20 protein-coding genes, 1 pseudogene and 1 riboswitch are annotated in these 23,647 nt (G+C 37.0%); of the genes and pseudogenes, 6 read left to right on the top strand and 15 right to left on the bottom strand.

Features of this window, described 5'->3' with window-relative positions:
• Positions 1-69 precede the first annotated feature (69 nt).
• Entirely contained in the window at positions 70-1,353 is a 1,284-nt protein-coding gene (locus ACFQ3N_RS02765) for an O-antigen ligase family protein (protein WP_390359319.1), read from the bottom strand.
• A gap of 223 nt (positions 1,354-1,576) precedes the next feature.
• Between ACFQ3N_RS02765 and ACFQ3N_RS02760 the strand changes: the two genes are divergently transcribed.
• Together ACFQ3N_RS02760 and ACFQ3N_RS02755 are read left to right on the top strand one after the other, a co-directional pair.
• The gene (locus tag ACFQ3N_RS02760) at positions 1,577-2,494 is read left to right on the top strand and encodes a DUF6612 family protein (protein ID WP_390359317.1); all 918 of its coding nucleotides are present in this window, start codon (positions 1,577-1,579) and stop codon (positions 2,492-2,494) included.
• A 20-nt stretch (positions 2,495-2,514) separates the two neighbouring features.
• A complete protein-coding gene (locus tag ACFQ3N_RS02755) occupies positions 2,515-2,964 on the top strand; it encodes a hemerythrin domain-containing protein (protein ID WP_390359315.1) in 450 nt (149 codons plus the stop codon).
• Between the two features lie 167 nt (positions 2,965-3,131).
• Here ACFQ3N_RS02755 and ACFQ3N_RS02750 read toward each other — a convergent pair whose 3' ends face one another.
• The 4 genes from ACFQ3N_RS02750 to ACFQ3N_RS02735 all read right to left on the bottom strand — a co-directional run bounded on the left by ACFQ3N_RS02750 (position 3,132) and on the right by ACFQ3N_RS02735 (position 8,771).
• The gene (locus ACFQ3N_RS02750) at positions 3,132-4,454 is read right to left on the bottom strand and encodes a M14 family zinc carboxypeptidase (protein WP_390359313.1); all 1,323 of its coding nucleotides are present in this window, start codon (positions 4,452-4,454) and stop codon (positions 3,132-3,134) included.
• A gap of 459 nt (positions 4,455-4,913) precedes the next feature.
• A riboswitch (cyclic di-GMP riboswitch) is annotated at positions 4,914-4,998 on the bottom strand.
• A gap of 75 nt (positions 4,999-5,073) precedes the next feature.
• Complete coding sequence (locus ACFQ3N_RS02745; RefSeq protein ID WP_390359311.1) at positions 5,074-5,985, bottom strand: DMT family transporter; 912 nt, start codon at positions 5,983-5,985, stop codon at positions 5,074-5,076.
• A gap of 747 nt (positions 5,986-6,732) precedes the next feature.
• On the bottom strand, positions 6,733-7,980 hold the full coding sequence (locus ACFQ3N_RS02740; RefSeq protein ID WP_390359309.1) for a M20/M25/M40 family metallo-hydrolase: 1,248 nt from the start codon (positions 7,978-7,980) through the stop codon (positions 6,733-6,735).
• A 605-nt stretch (positions 7,981-8,585) separates the two neighbouring features.
• Positions 8,586-8,771: a transposase family protein gene (locus tag ACFQ3N_RS02735; protein WP_390359307.1), complete on the bottom strand. Its 186-nt coding sequence runs from the start codon at positions 8,769-8,771 to the stop codon at positions 8,586-8,588.
• 926 nt (positions 8,772-9,697) lie between these two features.
• Between ACFQ3N_RS02735 and ACFQ3N_RS02730 the strand changes: the two genes are divergently transcribed.
• From ACFQ3N_RS02730 to ACFQ3N_RS02715, 4 genes and pseudogenes are all read left to right on the top strand, one after another.
• Entirely contained in the window at positions 9,698-11,323 is a 1,626-nt protein-coding gene (locus ACFQ3N_RS02730) for a sodium:solute symporter family protein (protein WP_390359306.1), read from the top strand.
• Between the two features lie 4 nt (positions 11,324-11,327).
• A complete protein-coding gene (locus tag ACFQ3N_RS02725; RefSeq protein ID WP_390359304.1) occupies positions 11,328-12,197 on the top strand; it encodes an alpha/beta fold hydrolase in 870 nt (289 codons plus the stop codon).
• A 494-nt stretch (positions 12,198-12,691) separates the two neighbouring features.
• Entirely contained in the window at positions 12,692-13,534 is an 843-nt protein-coding gene (gene proC, locus ACFQ3N_RS02720; RefSeq protein WP_390359302.1) for a pyrroline-5-carboxylate reductase, read from the top strand.
• A 270-nt stretch (positions 13,535-13,804) separates the two neighbouring features.
• A pseudogene (locus ACFQ3N_RS02715) lies at positions 13,805-14,052 on the top strand (ATP-binding cassette domain-containing protein); the annotation flags it as partial.
• 170 nt (positions 14,053-14,222) lie between these two features.
• On the opposite strand, the gene ACFQ3N_RS02710 reads toward ACFQ3N_RS02715, so the two are convergent.
• From ACFQ3N_RS02710 to ACFQ3N_RS02665, 10 genes are all read right to left on the bottom strand, one after another.
• Entirely contained in the window at positions 14,223-14,354 is a 132-nt protein-coding gene (locus ACFQ3N_RS02710; protein ID WP_390359771.1) for a type II toxin-antitoxin system RelE/ParE family toxin, read from the bottom strand.
• A gap of 12 nt (positions 14,355-14,366) precedes the next feature.
• Positions 14,367-14,645, bottom strand: a complete 279-nt coding sequence (locus ACFQ3N_RS02705) for a PaaI family thioesterase (protein WP_390359300.1) — start codon at positions 14,643-14,645, stop codon at positions 14,367-14,369.
• 341 nt (positions 14,646-14,986) lie between these two features.
• Positions 14,987-16,159, bottom strand: coding sequence for an acyl-CoA dehydrogenase family protein (locus ACFQ3N_RS02700; RefSeq protein WP_390359298.1), 1,173 nt, complete (start codon positions 16,157-16,159; stop codon positions 14,987-14,989).
• A 91-nt stretch (positions 16,160-16,250) separates the two neighbouring features.
• Positions 16,251-17,171: a hydroxymethylglutaryl-CoA lyase gene (locus tag ACFQ3N_RS02695; RefSeq protein WP_390359296.1), complete on the bottom strand. Its 921-nt coding sequence runs from the start codon at positions 17,169-17,171 to the stop codon at positions 16,251-16,253.
• Between the two features lie 16 nt (positions 17,172-17,187).
• Complete coding sequence (locus tag ACFQ3N_RS02690) at positions 17,188-18,378, bottom strand: CaiB/BaiF CoA transferase family protein (protein ID WP_390359294.1); 1,191 nt, start codon at positions 18,376-18,378, stop codon at positions 17,188-17,190.
• 47 nt (positions 18,379-18,425) lie between these two features.
• A complete protein-coding gene (locus tag ACFQ3N_RS02685; RefSeq protein WP_390359292.1) occupies positions 18,426-19,706 on the bottom strand; it encodes a TRAP transporter large permease in 1,281 nt (426 codons plus the stop codon).
• On the bottom strand, positions 19,703-20,185 hold the full coding sequence (locus ACFQ3N_RS02680) for a TRAP transporter small permease (protein ID WP_390359290.1): 483 nt from the start codon (positions 20,183-20,185) through the stop codon (positions 19,703-19,705). Before ACFQ3N_RS02680 ends, ACFQ3N_RS02685 begins: the two co-directional genes overlap by 4 nt.
• 103 nt (positions 20,186-20,288) lie before the next feature.
• The gene (locus ACFQ3N_RS02675; protein ID WP_390359288.1) at positions 20,289-21,344 is read right to left on the bottom strand and encodes a TRAP transporter substrate-binding protein; all 1,056 of its coding nucleotides are present in this window, start codon (positions 21,342-21,344) and stop codon (positions 20,289-20,291) included.
• Positions 21,345-21,357: 13 nt separating this feature from the next.
• Positions 21,358-22,722, bottom strand: coding sequence for an MmgE/PrpD family protein (locus ACFQ3N_RS02670; protein ID WP_390359286.1), 1,365 nt, complete (start codon positions 22,720-22,722; stop codon positions 21,358-21,360).
• 9 nt (positions 22,723-22,731) lie between these two features.
• The gene (locus ACFQ3N_RS02665; RefSeq protein WP_390359284.1) at positions 22,732-23,538 is read right to left on the bottom strand and encodes an IclR family transcriptional regulator; all 807 of its coding nucleotides are present in this window, start codon (positions 23,536-23,538) and stop codon (positions 22,732-22,734) included.
• Between the last annotated feature and the right edge of the window lie 109 nt (positions 23,539-23,647).

Below are 23,647 nucleotides of genomic sequence, written 5' to 3'. Positions count from 1 at the left end.
AGCCCTAAATACTATCAAAAAAATAGATCTATTTACCCAAAAACAGACTAGGTAATTTGTATAGTTTTTCTAGGTGTCTCTCTTACTCATCGAAAAAGCATAACTCATCCCCAATACCATCCAAAAAAATGGGGCGACCGTGACAACACTAACATTGAAAAATGTTTGTACTAGATAACCAATTATTGCTGCTATCAAACCGTATGCAAAGATAGCTTCGTTGCCGTTAAGTCGTTTGGCAGTTGAAAGACTACTTTTTAAAATAATAAACATTAAAGCTAAGTATACCAATAATGCTGGAACCCCTAAGGTTATGGCTGTTTCAAGATATTCATTATGGGAATTATCGTGTAATTTATTCTCTCCAGCCACCGTTGGGTAGACAATAGAAAATGTACTTGGTCCTGATCCTATTAAATAGTAATCCTTTATTAAAGGAAAAGATGTCTTCCAGAGGGTCCAACGGCCTGCTCCAGCATCACCATCATCCTCTGAAACAAGTGCGTTAGCATCCTCACCAATACTAAAAATTCTATTAAATATGTAATTGTCTTCACTAACATTAACGATGACGAGTAAGAACAATAAGCTAAAAAGCAATATAGCCCATCTCTTCCATATATCCCGTCTCTTCCAAACTAGTAAAACAGTAAGAATGAAAACACCACTAAAGGCACCAATCCAAGCACCTCTTGTCGTTGTATATAATAAGGATATAAAAAGAGTAGATACGATTATCCAGTAAATGAAGTACCCCCTGCGACTTTCTACCGAAAGATACAAAGTCATTGCAAGAATGATCACTATTACAAGGTACGTTCCAAAGTAATTGGCGTTATCAAAGACCGCCCAGCTTTTAACAAAGCTCCTATCTACTGGCTTACCTGTTAAACTATCAAGATGAAAATGCTGTACAATTCCATACACCCCAACAAAAAAGGATGCAAAGACCACCAACCGAATAATATTTACCTGCTTGTTAATAGGGATTAATATATATGTAAAAAGAAAAAGAGAAATATAGCTAAACCAAGCAATTAATCCTTGAACTTTATGTAAACCCCCGAGAAAGGAAACCATTGGATCCTGTGAAAACAGAGTGGATATACAAATAAGGAGAAAAAATAGTACGGCTAACTTCTCTCCCTTTGTCTGAAGAACACCCAGGAGTCGTTTTTCCCTAAAACATTGATAAATAAAAAAGTACCACATAATAATTACAAATAAGCTTAGATAAACTAACTTAATTAAAGTAACATAATAAATATTCCAAAAAGGTAAAACTAGAAAAGGATATGCCGTCATAAAAATTAAAATAAGTACATAATATTTTTGTTTAATTGGCCTTTGCATGATTATATTAACGCTCCTTATTCTCGTAAACTATTAAATCTCAGTATATGTTAAAGTGAATTATACATAAATTCGATATATAGAACAATGCGAATCAGAAAAAAACGTTAATTTTGGAAGATACCCTCCATTTCAAAAAGTTATACTTAAGGATACATCACAAATCACCTTAGTGTGTGGTACCTTTTTAATATGAAGAAACTACTAAAAGAGGGTGTCACTATTGAAAAGGATCATAATTTTATTAATAACGACGTGTTTATTCTTGTTAGTTGCTTGTAGCGCAGGTAATGACGAAACCGAGAACGATGTTAGTTCAGATGAAATTCAATCAAACGACCAAACACAGGAACAAAATGACGAAGAAGCTGCTGAAGAGGCGAATGAAGAAGAAAATGAGGACACAGAAGCTAGTGGTGATCCTGTTGTTACAGAGGATGTTGCGAGTATTCTTCAAAAATCTGCTGAGGCAATGGCAGGAGTAACCAGCTTTAAAGGGGTCAGTGATTTTATTGATGATAGTACATTTAATGGAACTAGAGAAAAGAGTGAAACAAACTTCACTATGGAAATAATCCTTTCTGATCCGGCTGTCATGCACGCAGATATGACTTCTGTCTCAAGCGAAACAGAAGAAGGAAGTGTAGAGATGTTCATGAAAGATGGAATGTTATATATAAACTCAGAAGAAAATTGGTATTCCATGCCAACTGATTTTGGATATGGAAATTTATATGAAGACTACAAAATGCTTGAAGATGACCAAATAGAACAATACGTAGAGCATAGCAACTCGTTTGAAGTTAGTGATAATGGGGATCATTATTTAATATCCTTTGCTGATGATAGTGAAAATTATAAATCTGTTATCATGAATTCAAGTTTTGGTGCGATAAGCGACTTATTTGAAGAACACTATGATAATATGGAAATTAGTAGTGGTACCTACGAAATTAAAATCAATAAAGAAACGTTTTTTATGACACAATACACGTATGAATACGAAGCAAACACGACAGGTGAATTAGGATCAATTGAACAATACAGTAAAGGAACTTATACACTTTCGGACTTCAATGCCTACAATGAAATTGATGTACCGGAAGAAATGATGGAAAAAGCATCGCCAATAGGAGAATAGTGGAAAAAGGAGTAATTCCAATGACTATGCGAAAAGGCATCAAGCGACACGAATCACTGAAACCTTTATCACGCCACCATATGATTGGTTTGCATTTGGCACTTAAGCTAAAGCGTGCTGGTACAGAAGAAAGTCGTTTAACAATGGAAGAAATAATGAAAGAGGCTAAAGAGTTTTGGATTCCGAATGGCCAAAACCATTTCCGGGAAGAAGAGGAAATTCTGTTACCCGCCTATGCCCAGTACGCAAATGTTAACCAACCAGAAATAATAGAAATGCTATTAGAACATGTAAAGATTCGTTCCCAAATAGAGAAGCTTCTCAACAACGATGAAAACCTGGATGCCATGCATGAATTGGGCACGTTACTAGAGTCACATATTCGAAAAGAAGAACGTGTAATTTTTCCCATGATCGAAAAAGCACTTCCAGAAGAAAAGTTGCATGAGCTTGCCCCATATTTGCATTAAGTTCTAGGTCATTTACAAAATCTGTAGGAATCGGTGTTGAATGAAAATTTAACCTTCATTTTCCTGCCCAAAATAAAAAGTAACCACCTCCATAATATACATGGGGTGGCTACTTTCATTTCAAATACTTCTTTAAAAATAAACATTTCGAGTCAAATCAAACTTCTTTAAAATGCATCATCATCCCTAGTTGTCGGATCACTAATCCTATTAGTAGATTCAGGAATGTCATCATAGATTTGTGGATCAACATCATTAATTGTTCCATCCGCTAGCCCTTTAAACACCTCATAAAGTGGCTTCTTAACCGTTTCTTTAAGCATACCATTTTGTTTTTGACCCAACGTTTGGCTTTGGCCTTTTATTTCAATTAACATAATAGCAGCATCATTTAATGCAAATGCTCCCAATGCAGTTCCTGGTAGATTAACGTCAGGATACTTTTGAATTGCCCCAAAATGGGATTCACCGTTTTGTAGAGAAAGGTAGGAAAGTGCGTTTACTTGTTTTCCAAGCTTTAAGACGTCCTCATCTACCTCATACGTCTTACCAGTGAAAGGATCCTCATAATCTTGAGTTGCTACAACGGCAGCAAGCTGGACAGGTACAGAACGATTATCCTCATCTGATACAGTATTAAATCCACGGTGATGGACATCTACAAAAACATCAGGCTGGAATTCTTCAAATACAGACGTTACTGTTCTAGCCTCAGCTGTTACATATAAACCACCGTATCTACTATTATTTGTACTACGATTATTTAGGAAGTCAGCCACTTCGGACTTGTCCTGATCTTCAATGTTCAAGCCCAAGTTAGGGTTATAATCCCTATTTTGATCATATCCTGGAATTCCATAAACGATACGACCATTATTATTTTGGGCACGTTCACTACCATCTTCGTTATAATACCAAGGTGCACTTGTATCGACTGGCAAATCTATTGCTTCAGGATCCCAGGTTTGATGGGTATACCTAATTGGATACCAGCTTCCCTCATATTCGTTATCAGCACCTTCTGGATTAATACGTGGCATAATCCAAATCGATACATTTTCCAGAATCTCATTTACTTCTTTACCATTTGATGAAAGTTTTTGAATAATATCCAAAGCAGCTTCCGTTCCAATTTGTTCATTTCCATGGATTTGAGTAGTTATGAGTACTCGCTTTTTGTTTGGATCATTATCCCCGAATTTCACAACATGGAGTGGTTCACCTATATCATCCTCAGTACTATATCCATCTGGGGATTGATTCGAATATCCTGCTATATCAAGCTGCATCTTTCCATTAGATTGGCTTTCTAGCTTTTGAAGTTTTTCGTACAAATCTTCATTACTCATATAGCTGGAAAGCGAGATGTTCTGTTCATTTTCAATGTAAGGACCATTAGGGTTAGACTGTGGATCCGCGAAAACACTTGATGATAAGACCATTGTCGCTGCAAAGGTTATTGGAATTGCTAACTTCATAAACTTCTTCATATACATTCCTCCCATTTAGTTAATAGTTTCATTATAGAGTACTAGAATCACAACTTCATGATTAATTAGAATTATTTTAATTTTGTAATAAATGGTAATGTTATCCTAGTATGCTCGTTGGAACAGGTAGAAGAGACTATTATATCTAATATTATGAGAAAGTTTAAGAATTCCTACCTTAGTATTCCTAAACTTGCCACTGATTCTGTCGGATAATTTTTCCAAAATAAAAAAGCGCCTCTTGGGCACTTTTTAGTGTTTCACTATGTAATTCAAGGATGCTTGTTCATGATAATTAATTTTCTTTTCTAGTTTATGTTTGAACCTCTCATCTAGGCAATCGGAAATCACAGTTGAAAGCTCCCTCACCTTAAATTGATGCCAACAATATTTACTACGATAGAAAATTTTTCTCAAACATATTCCCCCTTCGAATCCCATAAATCGACGGAGATCGTGTTCGACACCTGGCAAGCATAGTCGTTTGACGTTAGCCCCTGTAGTTTTGCGTCATCACCTTTCAGCGATTTTGCCATTTCGTACGATTTATGTTGTTACGTGTATTATCCTTCAAATACACTAGTTTTCAAATGGTTCAATAGTCCTGTTTTTGTAATATTTACCTTTTTACTTCCCGCTCCTTCCTCTTCCCCAACATATACTCCACAGCACCAGTACCAATAAACACACCACTCAAAATCAATATAAATCCAATTACATGATTCAAAGTAATGATTTCATTTAAGAATATAGATGCTCCAATAATCGAAAAAAGCGTATTTAGATTAATAAATATGGCTGATTCTGCTGGCCCTACTTTTTTAATGGCGTAATTATACGTCATATGGCCAAAGGCTGATGCTAAAATGGCACTGAATAAAAAGACTGATCCCAACTTCCAGTCAAACAAATAAGTAATCTCCTGAATTCCCGCTCCAAAAGCCTGGCTAAATAAAAAGATAAACACCGAACCAATTACAAGCATATAACCAGTAGCCAACCGTGGGTCAAATGTCGGTTTTAGTTTACTAATCAATACAAAACTAAACCCTTGTGCAATGACACCTAAAAATACGACGAGGTCACCTAAGGAAATAGCCGCCAATCCATCAGCACCGGTCAAAGTCGTCACGGCCACGCCGATAAAACCCAATATAAAACCAGATACTCTTAACAACGAGACACGCTGACGCAAAATGATCACAGCCATCATCACTGTAACGAGCGGCATCAATCCTAATATTAATCCGCCATTTATACCTGTTGTCATCTCTAGCCCAACAGCTATAAGCGAATGGTGTAAAACCACATTAAAAATAGATATGTAAAAAATAACGAGCCATTCATGCTTGAGTGGTAACCGAAGAATCCCCATCACAGAACAAATCACCAAAACAGCAATCCCTGCAGTCATAATTCGAAAAGAGGTCAACAACATTGGGTCAATTGCATCAACAAGCACCTTCAGCGCCGATAAATTTAACCCCCACAATAACATGACCAATAATATAAGAATATAAATTTTAACCATAAAACGATTCACCTAGTTTCTGAGTTGCTTCTTCTTACTTTACATTAATGTTAGGTGTGTGTCACTAACATACGTTTGAATACACCCTATCATACTTATTTACTAGTAAAGAATAAACTAGTACTGTTCCATTGGTCATCAAGTTCATGATCCAATGAATGGATTGCAATTAGAATAAGCAACAGAGATGTTAAGTACTAGGCTTCCCTAAATACGGTATGGTAGAACCTATCATGACATTCAATCCAACTTCTAGAAAATCTTCATTTAATTCAAAACATGGATCGTGAAGAGGTCTTTGACTGTTACCAGTGGAACTACCCAACCTATTTTTTCAAAAACCGACCAAAATCCTCTCCATCTAAGCTCGGCTGGACATTCGGTACAGATTCCTGACCGTAAAGACCCGCGATTGTGCTCCATGCTAATTCTGAAATTTCAGATGCATTTACAGTTAGGAGGATAACCGTCATAATAGTTAATTTCTACTTCGACTTGCATAGCTTTACATGTCCCTATTACTATTTCATAAAAAACTATTTTTTATATTCTGTTTAGTCGAACGTGTTAGTGATCTAATAGTCCCTTCAATTTTAACTTCGTCCGCTATAACAGTATAGCGATATCCTCCTAATTACACCTAACTCCATTGGATTAACATTTCTGCTTATTATAGTCTGAGTCGCAATAATGATCGTATCTTTCCCGTCGTTTCCGACTCTCATTTTTTATACTTTAGGCAATCGTTTATGTCCTACGCTTCCCCAATAAAGGTTCGGTAATACCTTCCACTCCCACTAATCCAACTAAAGTTAAGAAATCCTTCTGCACTCCTACATAAGCACTAGTCGGATCATACCACTCCTGTAGGGTATGCGCGGATCCTGCTTTACCACCTAGCCCGATTGTTATTGATGGAATTCCTAAACTCATTGGGTAGTTCGCATCTGTACTGACTGCACCTGTTAACGATGGCTGTCCAACAATTTCTTCAATGGCCCCATATGCAGCTTGTACAATTGGTGCGTCTTTTGATTGACTTGCTGGTGGACGATTTCCGAACTTATTAAGTTCTGCCTTGATCTTATTACTGTCCCATCTTACATTTTCTGCCTCAACCGCTTTATCAATCATTTGTAAAAATTGTTCTTCCATTTTGTCTAATTCCTCTTGATCATTGGACCTCAAATCGACTGTCATTCCTGCTTCTTGAGCAATCGCATTGACAGAGGTTCCACCCCATACTTCCCCAACAGTAAACGTTGTTTTCGGATCCGCTTTTGTTTGTAAATCTGAAATAGTAGCAATTGCTCTTCCTAGCGCATGGGTTGCACTTGGAATCCCAAAGTCACCAAAGCTATGACCACCATCCCCTTTGGACGTGACCGTATAACGATAACTTCCAGTACCTAAGTACACAATACTATTGGCACCGGGACCATCGATGGAAATAAAGCCATCTATATCTTTATGCTCATTAAAAAACGCCTTTACCCCACGTAAGTCTCCCGCACCTTCTTCACCAACGGTTCCCCCAAAAATAATATCACCAACTGTTGGTAAATTAGCATGATTCACCGCTCTGATCACAGCAAGTAGTTCCGCCAAGCCTCTTGTATCATCACTAATTCCTGGAGCGTATAAAATTCCATCCTTTTCTGTTACGGTCACCTCCGTTCCTTCTGGGAATACGGTGTCAAGATGCGCCGATATGAAAATTTTCGGTCCTTTTCCTGTTCCATATTTCATACCATATACATTTCCTTCTTGATCCATACGAACATCAGATAGACCTAAACTTTCTAATCGATCTTTAAAATTGTTAGCACGCGTTTCTTCTTTAAAAGGTGGTGCTGAAATTTCAGTAAGTGCCACTTGCTCGTCCACGGTATGTTGATGATCTGATTCGATAAACGCTAATGTCTCTTGAATGAATTGGTTATCCATTAATTTTTGATATGTACTTTTTATAGATTCTGTTGTTTGGTCAGTCATTGAGTCCCTCCTAATAGGTTTTATGTTGAATGGAAAACTTTTCAATTGAGTTTTGATTTTATAGTTGTAAACCCTCCAAGATAATTTCCGAGAATGTCCCCTTTTCTATATTAAATTATCCAGAAAAATTGAATGTTGTCATTGATCCATATGATAAATTTCAGATTTAAAAATTATACATTCTATCGAAAAAAGACAGCCTTAGAAAAACTGCTACACTATTTGCTAAGGGTTTAATCTTTTACCCATCTTGACCACCCATTTTTAAAATCAAATTTCAACTTATAGTTTCTTTTTGACAATTCTGATCTTGCTGCTTTTGCTTCGAAATCTTCATCGTAACAAACAAGTTGTGCAAATAATTTATTGTATGTTGGGAATCATCATCATCCTTTAGATATCGTTTTTCTTCATAAGCTCCTTTAAGCAGTATTTCTATCCTAGCACCATTATTCACCATATCTAATGAACAAGATCTTTGGAATATGATAGTTTGGTCGTCGGTGATGTATCAGAACGGGATGCCACTTCTCTAAAACGGTTACCATGTATGAGTCCAATCGCTAAAGCCTGTTTAAACTCTACAGATTGTCTCTGATAACGTTTTACAACATCATTATCTTCATAAAATCATTTGTCACATGCAATACAGACATAGTTCGTATTCTATAAACAAAACTGATCTTTCTAAATATAGGATTGTGTTGAATTTTTTGCACTTGATAATCATGGACACGATTAGTGACTGTATGGCACTCCGGACAGTTGTGTGATGTCTTTACCAACTCCACGTGGAGTTGATATAAACCCGTTCAACAACGAGTTAGTTACAATAAATTCTTCTAATCCTGGTAAAATTAATGTTAGAATTCAATTGCACGCATCTCCTTTTGTATTTTGTTTTGTGGTATAAGACAAGTCTAACAGATTTTTTATTTTCCCTCTATCAGCTACTGCAAAGCAAAAGAAGGACCTAAATAAGTCCTCCTTCTATTAAAAATTATAACCGATAGTGATTGAACCATTCTATAATATGATCGAGTTCATTAAATTCCTGAAGGGGCGTAGGATTCAAGTTATTAATTAATAAAGGTTGAATAATGTGGAAAGAAAATTTCTAATGTTTGGTCTAATGAAATACTTAAACAGCTTTATGAGTTAAATACCGATTATATATTAGGTTCTGTTGATATCGCCCCCGAAAAGGTTAGGAGTTGACATAGGTACTATCGTAAAAGAAGATCCAACCGAATTTGAGGTAGTCTCTGACGTGAATAATGTGAACAACAACTACATGTATTTATAGAGACACCGCAACAGCAGCGATGGTAATAAATACAGAAAAACAAATTAATGAATTTAAAAAACTTAGTTTACTAACGGTGGCTGATATAGGACTGCCTAGACACATTCATTATTCATCATCTGTAACAGCTATTCGTTAATTATAATAGTCCTCAAAAAAATCGCTATCTACAGAATAGATAGCGATTTTTTGTAATGGGTCTATAAATAAATTAAATGGGTCTGCCTATATCAATAGAATTATGTTTCTTCTCTTATTCTATCGAAAAAAATAGGTCGAATTTTAGTTTTCCAAAATTTAAATTAATCTACAATATTTAGTTAAATTTATTGACTATGTTGTATAGGAGGTTTATAGTTGTCTATAAATTTTATATAATTCAACAAAATTTTCAGAAGGAGGCAATTTCAATTGAGCAATTCACTTTATATTATTCCAGCAATCTATCTAATCGTCATGGTTATCGTAGGAATTATCGTCTCAAAACGGCAAGAAACGCGATCTGATTTTTACGTTGCTTCCAACAAAATGAATTCTGGTGTACTTTTTGCAACCATATTCTCAACAGTGGTTGGTGCAAATACATATATGGGATTCAGTGGGATGGTTTACACAGGTGGGTTTTCTATGGCATGGATACTTGTCGCAGCAGGTTCATCTTACTTTCTACTATTCTTCATTTCCGGAAAAATCCGACGTATTGCACAAACACATAACGTTTTTACCTTACCGGATTTAATGGAACTGCGTTATAACAGACCAGTAGCTTTATTAACAACAGCCTTTTCCCTGTTTGCCTTAGTTGGTGGCGCCGGAGGTAGTATTCTTGGGGTTGGGGTGATCCTGAATACAATTCTTGGTATCGATACAACGATTGCCATATTGATAACAGCTATTGTTACAATCCTATACACAACGCTTGGTGGTTTGATGGGAGTTGCACTGACGGACTGGATACAATCTATCATTATGATTGTTGGACTGATTCTTGTTGTAGCTCTTGGTATGTCTGCTCTAGTGCCAGATAGTGGTGTTATTAGTTCTTCATTTCAAATTACAGATGTATTATCAAGAGTAGTTGGCAGTGATTTTCTAAGTCTTACTGAAGGTATGACATTTGTGATGGTATTAGCGTGGGTAATTACGTTTATGCCACTAAATACAATTTCACAGACGCAAATTCAACGTATATACGCAGCTAAAAGTGAACAAAGCATTCAACGGACAAGTCTTGTTATGGTGTTGTTTGTCGGTCTATTTACGGCTTTCGCTCTTGCACTTGTTGGTATTCTAGGAAAAAGCATCATACCTGATATCGGTAATCCAGAAACAGTTTTCCCGATGATGGCGATGGAAGTGATTAATCCATTTATGGGGATGATCATTGTAACCGGGATACTAGGTGCTTGTATGTCCACAGTGGATTCTAATCTATTAGGAGCTGGAATTCACGTTTCCAGGGACTTATATGAACGACAAAGAAAAGGTGCCGGAAAAGAAGTTCAAGAAAAAAGCAGTATCGTTGTGACAAGATGGACAATCGTGATTATTGGTGTACTCAGTACAGTGGCTGCTATCATGACACCGTCCATTATGGAATTACTACTTACCACGTTAGGGTTATTTGCTGGGGGAACGTTTGCACCTATTTTATTTGGTCTTTACTGGAGACGTGCAAATGCAGCAGGTGCTGCGGCAGGGATTATTCTTGGTGGTTTAACAACCATCATATCTGTCATTGCCCAAACAGCTTTAGATCCGGTCATTATCGGTATCCTATTCTCCATTACCGGTACTGTAATTGGTAGTTTAGTTACGAAGGAAGATTTTGAAAAAGGAGATGTATTTCAGTTTAAATCTGTGGCATCAAAAGATTTGAAGTTCCTTGGTGTAATCAGTGTATTTTTTGTCTTGTTCCTCTTAGGAATGATGAACCTGAACACATGGCCATATCTCATTTTAATTACTTTAGTAGCGTTAACCCTTAGCATAGTACTTCTGATCATATACATTTTTCCAAAAAGTAAAGGAGCGTGATAATATGTTTGCACAAATCAACGGAACTAGACTCTTTTTTGATATCGATGGTGCTGGCTGGACGGTGAATAAAGACCAACTAAAGGAAAAACCTGTCTGCTTTGTGTTGCACGGCGGTCCAGGTGGTAATCATGTGAATTTCAAACCGTATCTAGACAAATTGACGGGAGAAATGCAGCTAGTATATATCGACAATCGTGGGAGTGGTTTTTCAGAGGAAGGGCCGCAATCCACGTATACATTAGAAAACAATGTGGAAGATATTGAATCATTGCGTAAATATCTTGGCCTGAATAAAATCTTACTGCTTGGTCATTCGTATGGCGGTATGACTGCAATGAGTTACGCAGACAAGTATCAAGAGAATCTAACAGGGATGATACTTGTTGCAACATCCCCCAGTTATCGTTTTATTGAAAAAGCAATATCTTACGTAGCAAAACATGGTACACCAGAACAGAAAGAAATAGCTAATGTTTTATGGGACGGTGCCTTCACATCAAGCGAGCAATTAGCGAAGTACTATACACTTATGGCACCACTATACTCCACGGCTGATGAATCAGCTGCTGATCCATCACTAAGACCGGAAACAAAGAAATCTTATGAGGCAATAAATCAAGGATTTGGTGGGTTTTTAAGAAAGTTTGATATAATTGATAAACTTCCTAATGTTCAAGTACCAACACTAGTCATTGCCGGCCGACACGACTGGATTACTCCTGTAGATGAGAATGAATTGATAGCCGAAAAAATACCGAATAGTGAATTTGTTGTCTTTGAAAATAGCAGCCACAATGTTTTAAAGGATGAAGCTGAGGCTTTTAATGATACTATTTTGGAGTTTGTGAAGGGAATTAGTAGTCCCAAATAAAAAAGTATTTACAGGATTATAGTCAAAGAGAATAATAGTGAACATAGTATAATCCCCATTTGAATAGCTCGGATGGGGATTACTACATTCTTCTCCACAAATGAATTTCATCTGCCTTACTTTACTGCTTCAAAACAGTGAAAGACACCACTGCTTCCCTGTGACCGCGCTACTTTTGACAATTGACGTGCGAGTCTAAACATTATTGCGCTTGTTTTATCTCTTGCCGCGTGAGTTTCACTTATTATCGCGCGACTACAAGTCAATGGTGCGCGACTTTCTCTATCTATCGAGCGCATCGTCCTCTTTTATCTTTCAATATAAAGCGATTTAACCTCCCCTATACGAATGAAATAAATATATCTCCATATGGTACCGCTTACCATCACTTTTTCGGCTATATACACCCGACTTGCACAAAGACGCTTGAAGTATGATATGTACATGTTAAGATAAGAAACGGTGTTAGAAAACGTAAATAGGAGCGTATACAATTGAAAACTAAACGAATTGCATTCTTAGGTGCCGGTAATATGGCGGAAGCAATTATGTCGGGATTTATACAATCAGGAAAATTGGCAGCGGAGCAAATCATCGTTACAAACCGATGTAATCAAGATCGTTTGAACGAATTAAATAACAAATATGGTATTGAAGCAGTAACGAAAGAAAACTTGGACTTTTCAACTATAGATGTTTTTATTTTAGCAATGAAACCGAAAGATATAGATGGGGTATTGGAAGACCTGCGCGGAAGAATCACAGCCGATCAGTTACTCATTTCTGTTTTGGCTGGTATCTCTACTTCTTATATGGAAGAGAATTTAAACGATAGACAGCAAGTGATCCGCGTGATGCCGAATACTTCTAGCATGATTCAAGAATCAGCAACAGCCGTTTCCCCAGGGAGGCATGTAGCAATGGATCAAGTGTTACTAGCTAAAGAACTGATGAAAAGCATCGGGGAAGCATATATTATCGATGAAGAAAAGATGGATATTTACACCGGTATCGCTGGTAGTGGGCCAGCCTACTTTTACAACTTAATCGAACACATTGAAGAAGTTGGCCATCAAGCAGGATTTGATCGAGAACTGGTACGTGAAATTGGAGCACAGACCCTTTACGGTGCTGCAAAAATGATACTCGAACAGGAAGAAACGCCAACAGAGCTTAGAGAAAATATAACGTCTCCAAAAGGAACTACAGCAGCCGGACTGGATGCATTGAATGCTTATGGCGGTGGCATGGCAATTATAGAGGCCGTGAAAAGTGCAGCTTCTCGTTCGAAAGAGTTGAGTAAACAGCCGGAGAAGGAATTGGCACTTCAGAAATAACTTTTTATGAAACTAGTTGATTCAGCCGCATTGTACCACAATGCTTCAACCCGCTTTGATAGCTTTGGTGCAGAAATTGGAATCCACCCAAAAACTGCACGCGTACGCGTGGGACTGCTTTCTTACGAATAAAAATATGATGAAATTGGAACAGACAGATTAGATAATAGCTGTTGTTTCATATCCCTAGTTATTGCCTGCTATTAGGCAGTGACTAGGTTTTTTTAGTTTTGGAAGATTGAGGACATCATACGGTGTTGCACGAGTAATATTTTTACTGATGATGTTAAAGTGAACGATGTAAAACAAATATAAATGAAATACGACGAGATGTAGGAATGGTGTTTCAACAGTTTAACCTCTTTCCACATATGCGGGTGTTAGCTAATATCGCCCACGCTCCGAAACGGATCCGGAAAGTGTCAGCAACTGGTGCCGAAAAGCTGACACATCAATTACTCGAAAAGTTCGGGCTCAGTGATAAAGCAAATGCATATCCAGAACAATTATCTGAAGGGTAACAACAATGAGTAGCGATACAAAGGTGTTTTTGAGTCAGATATTGTAAGGGATTAACCAAAAGGGTATGCATTATCAAAGAGTTAAAAGAGTTAAACCAATCTTACACTTCTTTGAGAACTTTACCCCAGAAGCCTAGGAACTGCCCCCTTGCTTTTAGGGGACGGTATTAAATAAGATCTTGGTACTTTTGTCTACCATACAGAACACGTATGACAACAACTTGCTTTTCTTCTTCTCTGACTAGATAAAATGCAATGTAATTTTCTATAATGAGCGTACGGTAACCTTTTTCTTTTATGATAAATACGCATCACAATCTTCCTGTAATATGAAATGTATCAAGTGCTTGGGCCACTAAATTACCATTCACATCTTTAATGCTACAGTCAGCGACTACTGTTCGTTTACCCTTATGTAGTACGTTTGGGATTGCATATAAAAAATCACCCACGCCTTTTTTAATAAAATTCATTTTTAACTCTTGCGTATACACATTTACTTCTTCTTGTAGTTGCTTGAAAATAGAAAATCCAATAGCAAAGCTAAAGTGTATACTGCACCACCTTGGGCAGCTCCAGATATATTTCATTTTGCTTTCCTAATTCCATCATATAACCTTACTCATTTTCAGTAATCCCCAAAAACTTGTCCTAAATAATGCATTGATTCATTGTTTCTTGCATCCACTAAAGTGTCTATGGCATGGTTAATTTGATCCAAATCACTATTCCGTAACGTAGGTAATTTATTAACAATATCATTAATAACTTTTTGTTGGGTTACACAAGTATCGTTGATATTATAAAAAATCCTTCCTAAATCGTAATAATTAAGGCTGAAAACCATCAAAGTTCTCAGCCAGTTTTTTCAATGCAGCATTTGTCACAGAAGATTCCCCTCCTGTCATTAATGTTGCTTTCCTTCATTTTTTTAAAAGGATCTAGGTAGCCCTAATACGTGCTGTCCCACATAACTAGCCACAAGATTATTTGAAACAGGTGCCACTATGAACAAACGAGCTTCGCGGAATTTACGCTCAATATTATATTCTGTAGCAAATCCATATCCCCCATATGTGGTCATTGCAGCATTTGCGGCTTTCCATGTTGCTTCAGAAGCGAGATATTTAGCCATGTTTGCTTCTGCCCCACAATTCTCACCTTCATCAAATAGCTTAGCCGCTTTATCACGCATTAATTTAGATGCCTCTATATCCATATAAGATTGTGATATTGGAAATTGAACGCCTTGATTTTGCCCAATTGGACGATTGAAGACCTCACGTTCATTTGCATATTGAACAGCTCGGTCAACAAAGTACTTCCCATCCCCAACACTCTCCGAAGCGACCAGAATTCGCTCAGCATTCATTCCACTTAGTACATATTTAAAACCTTTTCCCTCTTCCCCAATTAAATTTTCAACAGGGATTTCGGTATTCTCAAAGAAGACTTCGGTTGTCGCATGATTAACCATCGTATCAATTGGTCTGATCGTAAGGTTATCTTTTTGATCCCTCATATCTAAAAGAAATAGGCTTAAACCGTCAGTCTTTTTTGCTACTTGATCTTTTGGCGTTGTGCGAGCCAATAGGAGCATTAAATCTGAGTGCTCTGTTCGTGAAATCCATATTTTTTGCCCATTTACAATGTATTTATCCCCTTTACGTTCTGCAGTTGTACTTATACTAGTTGTATCACTTCCAGCAGTAGGCTCGGTTATACCAAATGCCTGTAAGCGCAATTCGCCACTTGCAATTTTCGGTAAATAACGTTGTTTTTGGTCTTCATTACCATGTCTAAGGACAGCTCCCATTGTATACATCTGAGCATGACCCGCACCGGAATTACCACCTGAACGATTAATTTCTTCTAGGATTACTCCTGCCTCAATCATCCCAAGACCAGCACCACCATATTCTTCTGGGATTAAAACGGATAACCAGCCTTCTTCTGTTAATGCTCTAATAAATTCTTCTGGATACGCCTTCTTTTCATCCGTTTCTCTCCAATACGATTCCGGAAATCTCTCACAAAGTGATCTCACACTACTACGAATCATTTCTATTTCTTCCGGTGTACTTTTTGTTGCTACTTTTGCCATTTTAAATTCCTCCTTAAGATTACAATACTATTATCTATTTATTAACCACACCAATCTGGTTGGCGTTATTCACAATATACCTCTTCTTGATTTATTGTGGTATCGGATATTTTCGATTATATTTGCCTGCTTTGAGTACACTGCTAGATAATTCATGCCCTAATATATCTCTTAAGATAGCAGACGTTGTAATTAAATCATCTAAGTTAATACCCGTATCTATCCCCATGCTATGTAACATGTGAACGACATCCTCGGTACAGACGTTACCTGTTGCACCTGGAGCAAAAGGACATCCACCTAATCCACCAAGTGATGTATCAAAGCTTCGTACACCCGCTTTTATTCCAGCAAGAATATTCGCTAATCCCATCCCTCTTGTGTCATGAAAGTGAAGATTAAACCGTTCATTCGGGTACAAATTAATAATACTACTGGTTAGTTGGTATACTTGTTTTGGATTTGCCACTCCTATTGTATCAGCCAATGTCAGGGTATTAGGCTTCCTATCTATAATTCTCTTAACAATAAAATGAATACGTTCCTCAGCTACTTCACCCTCAAATGGGCATCCGAACGATGTTGCAATGGAAACATCTAACTTGATGTTATGTTCGTCACAAAAGTCTTTTATCGTTTCAAAATGAAGAAGTGATTCCTCTGTTGTTTGTCTCACATTTTGTAAATTATGAGTATTACTCGCAGAAAACACAAAATTAAGTTGAGATACACCATGATTTGCTGCTCGTTGTGCTCCTTTTAAATTAGGAATTAGAGTAATGAGATTCATAGCTTCATATTTTTTTAGCCTGTCGAACAGCTCACCTGTATTAGACATTTGTTCAACTAGTTTTGGATGAACAAAAGAACCCACCTCAAGGGTCTTGACATTCGCTTCAATTAAACGAATTGCTAAATCATTCTTTTCATCAACTGAGAGAATTTTATCTTCCAGCTGTAAGCCATCTCTTAACATTACATCATTTATCGTAACTGTTTCCGGTAAATTCATATCAATCACCCCCTTTTTATGAATTCACAACACCACTTTTGATAAAGTGTTTAATAGATACTTCATCATACCCAAATTCTTTTAAGATATCTTTCGTATCCTCTCCTAATAAAGGTGGACCTTTCCGTAGAGAGGTTGAATTACCGGAAAAGGAAATAGGTAGTCGGTAAAGTTTTAAATTGTCTATCGTTGAATGTTCTACATCCTGAAGCATACTTAATTGTTCAGTCTGTTCATTCGTTGCGACATCAGAGATTTTACGAATAATAGCACTTGGAACTCCATTTAAGTCTAACTTATCAGCCCAGTAAGTAGCTTCTTGGCTCTTAAGAACTTTTTCAATTTCATAATTCAATTCATTTCTATTCGTTATGCGTTGTTGATTATGGCGAAAACGATCATCCTCGCTCCACATTTCCTTTTCCAAAGCTACACATAATTTTTTAAACAATTGGTCGTTTGAAACCCCAATCATAATAGGTTCTGTTGCCGTTTGAAAAACACCATAGGGCGTAAACGCTGCATGATTTGATCCCATTTTTTTTGGTTCTTCACCAGTAACTAAATGTGACATAAGATTATAGCTTGACCAAAAGACCCCGGTTTCATATAGTGAAGTCTCCACTTTTTGTCCCGTTTCTATCCGGTTACGACTTAATATAGCACTTACAACTGCTAGGGCTCCCCAAATCGCACTTCCTTGATCAAGTATGGAAACGGGAACACGTGATATTTCACTGTTTTCTGTTCCGTTCATCCCCATAATACCAGTGTCTGCTTGAACAACAGCATCATAACCTGGTTTCTCCTTCATAGGCCCTTTGTTCCCATAAGCATTAATAGAGGCATAAATTAATTGCGGATTTAATTCTTTCAAATCTTCATAACCCAACCCTAGTTGTTCCGCTTTTCCGAACCTAAAATTTTCAACAAATACATCAGCTTCTTTTACAAATCTTTTAACAATCCTTTTCCCGTCTTCTTTTTTTAAATCGACAACAATCGACCGTTTATTTCGGTTAATTTGCAAAAAAAAGGCTCCTTCACCATTCCACATAGGTCCCATTCTTCGGGAATCATCACCTGTACCTGATCTTTCAATTTTAATAACCTCTGCACCTAAGTCCGCTAAAATCATGGTCAAACTTGGCCCAGATATATTTGTTGTGATATCAACGACTTTCGTACCATCTAATGGTCCAGCCATTCTTATCATCCTCCTGTAAACTATTTTCCTTCAAATCATAGATAGCCTTATTCAACTAAAAATAGTGGGATTTTTGGGAAAACCCATACTAAAATAAGAACAAATAGGATAAACAATGCATATGGGGCAACACCTTGTATAATTGTCCCCATTTTCTCCTTTGGATAGAGAGATTTAATAGCAAACAAGTTCATACCAATTGGTGGTGTAATAACTGCCAACTCCATATTCAGTACCATGATAATCCCAAACCAAATTGGATCAAATCCTAACGACATAGCAATAGGGAAGAAAATTGGTGTAGTAATCAACATGATCGATACAACTTCTAAGAAGAATCCCATCAGTAGCCAAATAATGTTCATCATTAACAGAACAATCCACGGTGAAACATCCAAACCTAAAATCTCGGCGGATAAGAATTGTGGTAATCCCATTAAGGTTAAGGCCGCTCCAAAAATCAACGCACCCGTAACAATCATCAGGAGCATAGAGGAAGTTCGAACGGATTCTATTAATATATGAAGTAAATCTTTTAGTTTAATACTTTTGTGAATCAACATAGTTATGATGAAAGCGTACACGACACCGACAGCAGCAGCTTCTGTCGGTGTAAAAACCCCGGCATAAATACCTCCTAGTACGATGAGCGGTAACAACATTTCTGGAATGGCCATAAATGTAGATTTATAATGCCCTTTAGAAATAGTCCCTTCACTAGATTGGTTTACTGGTGATTTAATTACGGTCCATATAATTAATAGAGTAGCAATTAAAACACCTGGAACTATCCCCGCAATAAATAATTTACCTGGAGAAGCTCCACTTAACGATGCATAGACAATTAGTGGGATACTTGGTGGGATTAATATTCCCAACGATCCACCGATTGCGGATAATCCATAAGATAGTTTCTTTGAATAATTTTCCTTCACCATTTCAGGAATTGCTATTTTTCCAATGGTTAAGACCGATGTCATGCTTGATCCAACAATGGCTGCAAAAAATGTATATGAAAGTACACTTGAAATTCCTGTACCCCCTCTAACTTTATGAAACCAAGTTCTAGTAGCCATGAACAACCTCTCGCCGCTTTTCCCTTGGTATAAAATTTCACCCATTAATACATACAATGGAATCGCCACAAAGATAAACTCCGATAGCGATCCATATAACGTTAGAGGAATTTGACTTAAATATTGCATTCCCATGGAAGTTACGATTGTAACAATACCTGTTAAGCCTAGTGAAAAAGCTATAGGTACACCTAGAAATAATAGTAAAAATAATACACCTAATAATGTAAGAATTGATCCTAGGGAAATCACATAATGTCCTCCTTATCATAGGAAGTAGCGAGAATTTTTATAATGGAACATGTAGTGGCTAGAGCTAATAAAAATCCCCCAATTGGAATAAATGAATAGGGTATCCAAAGGGGGATTTCCAAAAGTGTTGGTGATGACATCCCATGACTGATAGCATTTCCGGTAAATTGATACCCATATATGATAAGGACAAGAGCGAAAATGAAAATCAGTAACACAATAATAATTTCAAAGGCTTTCCGCGCGTTCCCTGTAAGTCTTTCAATCAAAAATGTAACCCGTATATGTTTTCCCTCGATGAGTAAAATCCCCATCGTGAAAAACACGATAAATTGCATCAAGTAAATAGAGATTTCATTTGCCCATATCGTTGGATTATTAAAAACATACCTGGATACCACTTCATAAAAGACACTCAAAGCTAATATCGCTAATAAAATCCCTGAAATATTTAAAAACACTTTTTCAAATTTTGTCACGTATTTTACATAACTATTAATGGAAATCACCTACTTTCTCTCTGGAGGGTTCTATTGTATAGCGCACGATTATGGTGAATAATCGTGCGCATCTTAAAAATAATTACTGCTTTGCCTCTTCCACAGCGTTTAAGAATTCTTCACCATCTTCTCCAGCATTTTCACGATAAGACTCATACCGACTACTGGCGCCTTCTCTCCAAAGTTCCAATTCTTCATCTGTAGCTTGATAAAGTTCTACGCCTAGTTCTGCAAGTTCATCTTTATATTTTTGTTCACTTTCAAAAACGGTCTCACGGTTCACTTCTTCCGCTTCATCTGCTGCTTTTTGAACGGCATCTTGAACATCTTCTGGCAAGTTATTAAACCATTCTATATTGGCTACTGCTTGGAAGGACAAGAAGGACAATCCTAAATCAGATCCATGTGTACTCACTTCATGTAGACTACGATCTACAACAGAGGAAGGACCTGTTGTGAACCCATCAATCGTATTATGTTCCACTGCTTGATAAATTTCTTGGGAACTCATACTCACTGGGGATGCACCCATTTCCTCAAGCATAAGAGATGCCCCTTGACCAAAAGCTCTCATCTTTTTACCTTGTATATCTTCTGGTACTTGAATTGGGAAGTTTCCAAATAGTTCAACAGTTCCATAAGCAGGCCATCCTAATACTTTCATATCAAATTCTTCTAGATGTTGAGCAAATAATCTACCATACTCTCCATCTTCTGCAGCCCAAACATGATCCCAAGATTCGAATAAAAATGGCAAGTCTAGTACGCGTAAAGGAGCCGCTTTATCTCCTGCAATAAATCCAGAGTTTAATTGTCCGATATGAGCATTCCCCATACTAATTGCATCGGGTGTGTCTGCATCCGTATATAACTGGCCGTTAGGGAAAGTTTGAACTTCTAAGCTTATAGAAGTATCAGCGGTGTATTCCTCTATTTTATCGGCCATTGTTTCAAAAAATAATCCAACGGCATGTTCCTCAGGTAAGTTATAAGCAACCTTGATCGTCTCAGAATCAGGTTCTGAGACGGATTCCCCATCTCCTTCTCCTCCTGCTTCATCAGAACTTCCACATCCAACTACAAACAACAAAATTAATCCTATAATCCCGAAAAGCTTAAACCAACTCATTTTAACCATTTCCATTCCCCCATCATATTTTAGGATCTATTAATGTTAAACTCTGATTCAACTGATCAATCAAAACAGATACATCTTCACTACGATATAAATCTAGTAGTTTGTTATATATATCCTGTTGACTGTTATTATCTAAAAAGTCTTTTGTGCAGTCATTAAATTTCAACTGATGTTCTTTGTTACTTAACGGGTTTTCTGGGTAGCCTTTTGGTTTTACCTTGTTAGTCGTTATACTTTCCCCACTATGAAAAGTAATCGTTAGGGAGGCGTACTCATCATTAAAGCTCGTTAAATTCTCCATATCCTTAGGGATTTCATGTCTAACCTTATTTATTAATTCCTTATAAGCTGTGCTATTTTGAATGTGTTCATCTGTAAAGTGCTGTATTTTCATTTCTCCACTGATAATGGATTGAGCAACACAATATTCCAGACTAAATTTTGCCTCTAATCCTGATGCTGGCTGTGGATATTTCAACACCTTTAAAGTTAATGGAGATACTCGGCAATCGATCGATTTGATATCATGTAATTGATCGATTACTTTTGAATGAAGTTCAATTCCACAATCAATTAACCGTGTCGTTAAACCACATGATGGATAGGGTTTTAAAACTAAGCCATCATCAATAACTAACTCCTCTTTGTTTTGCCATACCTCATAATCAATTTGACCTCCAAATGCCTGGAAGTATGAATTTACTCCATCCAAAGCTTCCTCTGATGAGTCAAAATTATCCTTTGCCAACTCAGCCGCAAAAATGGCATTACTTGCTGCCCAACCTGCATGTAAAGGTTTGGTCATAGTTCCAAAATTCGCTCGTAGACCAGATGCTAATGAAGTGGCAATTCCAATGGCATTTTCCGTTTGATCTTGACTTAATCCTAGTAACCTGGCCGCACTCACTGTTCCACCTAAAACGCCAATAGTAGATGTAGTATGCCATCCTTTTTCATACTGAGTTCTAGCTGCACTTTTGGATATTCTTGCAATCACTTCATAACCAGCTACATACGCATCAAAAATTTCTTTACCACTTTTCTTTTGTTGATATCCTAAGGTGAATAATATTGGGGCTAATACTACGGTTGGATGTCCAATTTGATGGACAGAAATATCATCGTAATCAATCGCATGACTTAACGCACCTAAGGCTAATGCAGCATGTTGAGGAGATACTTGATCTTTAGTTGCTAAAAGTGGAACATCACCGTTACTGGAAACGCTTACATATTTTGCGATTTTTTCATAAAGAGGTTCTTGTAATGCCGCTATTGATACTCCGATAAAATCTACTAGCGATTTCTTTACGTAATTCTCAGTTTGCTCATTTAACGTATGCAATTCATAATCTACCCACTCTACAATGTGGCGCATAGCAGTTCCTCACTCTCCCTTCCATTTTTTTAATTCTAAATGATTCTTTACATTTGCCTCCGCGTTTACGTATCCTAATTTCTGAGATATAGATGTCGATATTTCTTTAATTGCTAAGGAGAGTAACGTTTCGTAATCTTTTTCTAATTGGATGATTGGGGCAGCAAATATGACTGATCCTATTGGAAATCCACTTGAATCAAAAAGTGGAGCTGCTATCCCTCTAGCTCCTTTAACTCTCTCCCCCTCAGATAATGCAACCCCATTGTTACGTATGGTTTGAAGTTCTTTTCTAATATTATTTTTCTGATCATCCGAAAAATCTTCTATACGTAAAATGTGTTCCACTTCTTCGGACTCTAAAAAAGCTAAAATAGACTTTCCACTTGAACCATAAGGAACTGGTTGCAACTCTCCAAGATTGATCACATATTGAAATGGAGCTGGACCGATGATTTGGTCTACAAACATAAGCTTTTTAGTTTTTCTATGATAGAGAACGAGACAAATCGTTTCCTTGTATTCATCTACAAACTGTTCTAGAAAGGGTCTAGCTAACTTTTTAATATCCAGTTTCGATGATAGTACTGATCCGATTCGAAGTAGCTCGACTCCCATCTCATATTTTCGGGTAGTGGAATTATACTCTAACAAGCCTAAATCTTGTAAACTTCGCAGCATCCTATGTAGTGTACTAGTCGGATATTCAAGACGCTTGGCTAAATCGCGAACCCCCCATTCATCTTGCTCATCAATAAACACAAATAAAATGGTAAATGCTTTTTCGATTACACTGTTTCGATTTGAACTATTCATCTCCGCCCCCTATATTGTTCCATCTATTGGAACACTGTCCTGTACAATGATTCTATAATACTTTGATTTTTCTGTCAATAAATTTTTTCAGATAAATAAAATAATTAAA

Source organism: Virgibacillus byunsanensis (assembly GCF_042675965.1).
GTDB lineage: Bacteria > Bacillota > Bacilli > Bacillales > Amphibacillaceae > Virgibacillus_R > Virgibacillus_R byunsanensis.
This window is presented reverse-complemented; position numbering and strand designations above follow the sequence as displayed.

Coding starts and splice junctions, on each gene's coding strand:
- ACFQ3N_RS02670 (WP_390359286.1), bottom strand. CDS start 22,722: ATGCGCCACATTGTAGAGTGGGTAGATTATGAATTGCATACGTTAAAT.
- ACFQ3N_RS02750 (WP_390359313.1), bottom strand. CDS start 4,454: ATGAAGAAGTTTATGAAGTTAGCAATTCCAATAACCTTTGCAGCGACA.
- ACFQ3N_RS02740 (WP_390359309.1), bottom strand. CDS start 7,980: ATGACTGACCAAACAACAGAATCTATAAAAAGTACATATCAAAAATTA.
- ACFQ3N_RS02765 (WP_390359319.1), bottom strand. CDS start 1,353: ATGCAAAGGCCAATTAAACAAAAATATTATGTACTTATTTTAATTTTT.
- ACFQ3N_RS02755 (WP_390359315.1), top strand. CDS start 2,515: ATGACTATGCGAAAAGGCATCAAGCGACACGAATCACTGAAACCTTTA.
- ACFQ3N_RS02745 (WP_390359311.1), bottom strand. CDS start 5,985: ATGGTTAAAATTTATATTCTTATATTATTGGTCATGTTATTGTGGGGG.
- ACFQ3N_RS02690 (WP_390359294.1), bottom strand. CDS start 18,378: ATGGCTGGACCATTAGATGGTACGAAAGTCGTTGATATCACAACAAAT.
- ACFQ3N_RS02665 (WP_390359284.1), bottom strand. CDS start 23,538: ATGAATAGTTCAAATCGAAACAGTGTAATCGAAAAAGCATTTACCATT.
- ACFQ3N_RS02700 (WP_390359298.1), bottom strand. CDS start 16,159: ATGGCAAAAGTAGCAACAAAAAGTACACCGGAAGAAATAGAAATGATT.
- ACFQ3N_RS02695 (WP_390359296.1), bottom strand. CDS start 17,171: ATGAATTTACCGGAAACAGTTACGATAAATGATGTAATGTTAAGAGAT.
- ACFQ3N_RS02725 (WP_390359304.1), top strand. CDS start 11,328: ATGTTTGCACAAATCAACGGAACTAGACTCTTTTTTGATATCGATGGT.
- ACFQ3N_RS02705 (WP_390359300.1), bottom strand. CDS start 14,645: ATGAAATATATCTGGAGCTGCCCAAGGTGGTGCAGTATACACTTTAGC.
- ACFQ3N_RS02675 (WP_390359288.1), bottom strand. CDS start 21,344: ATGGTTAAAATGAGTTGGTTTAAGCTTTTCGGGATTATAGGATTAATT.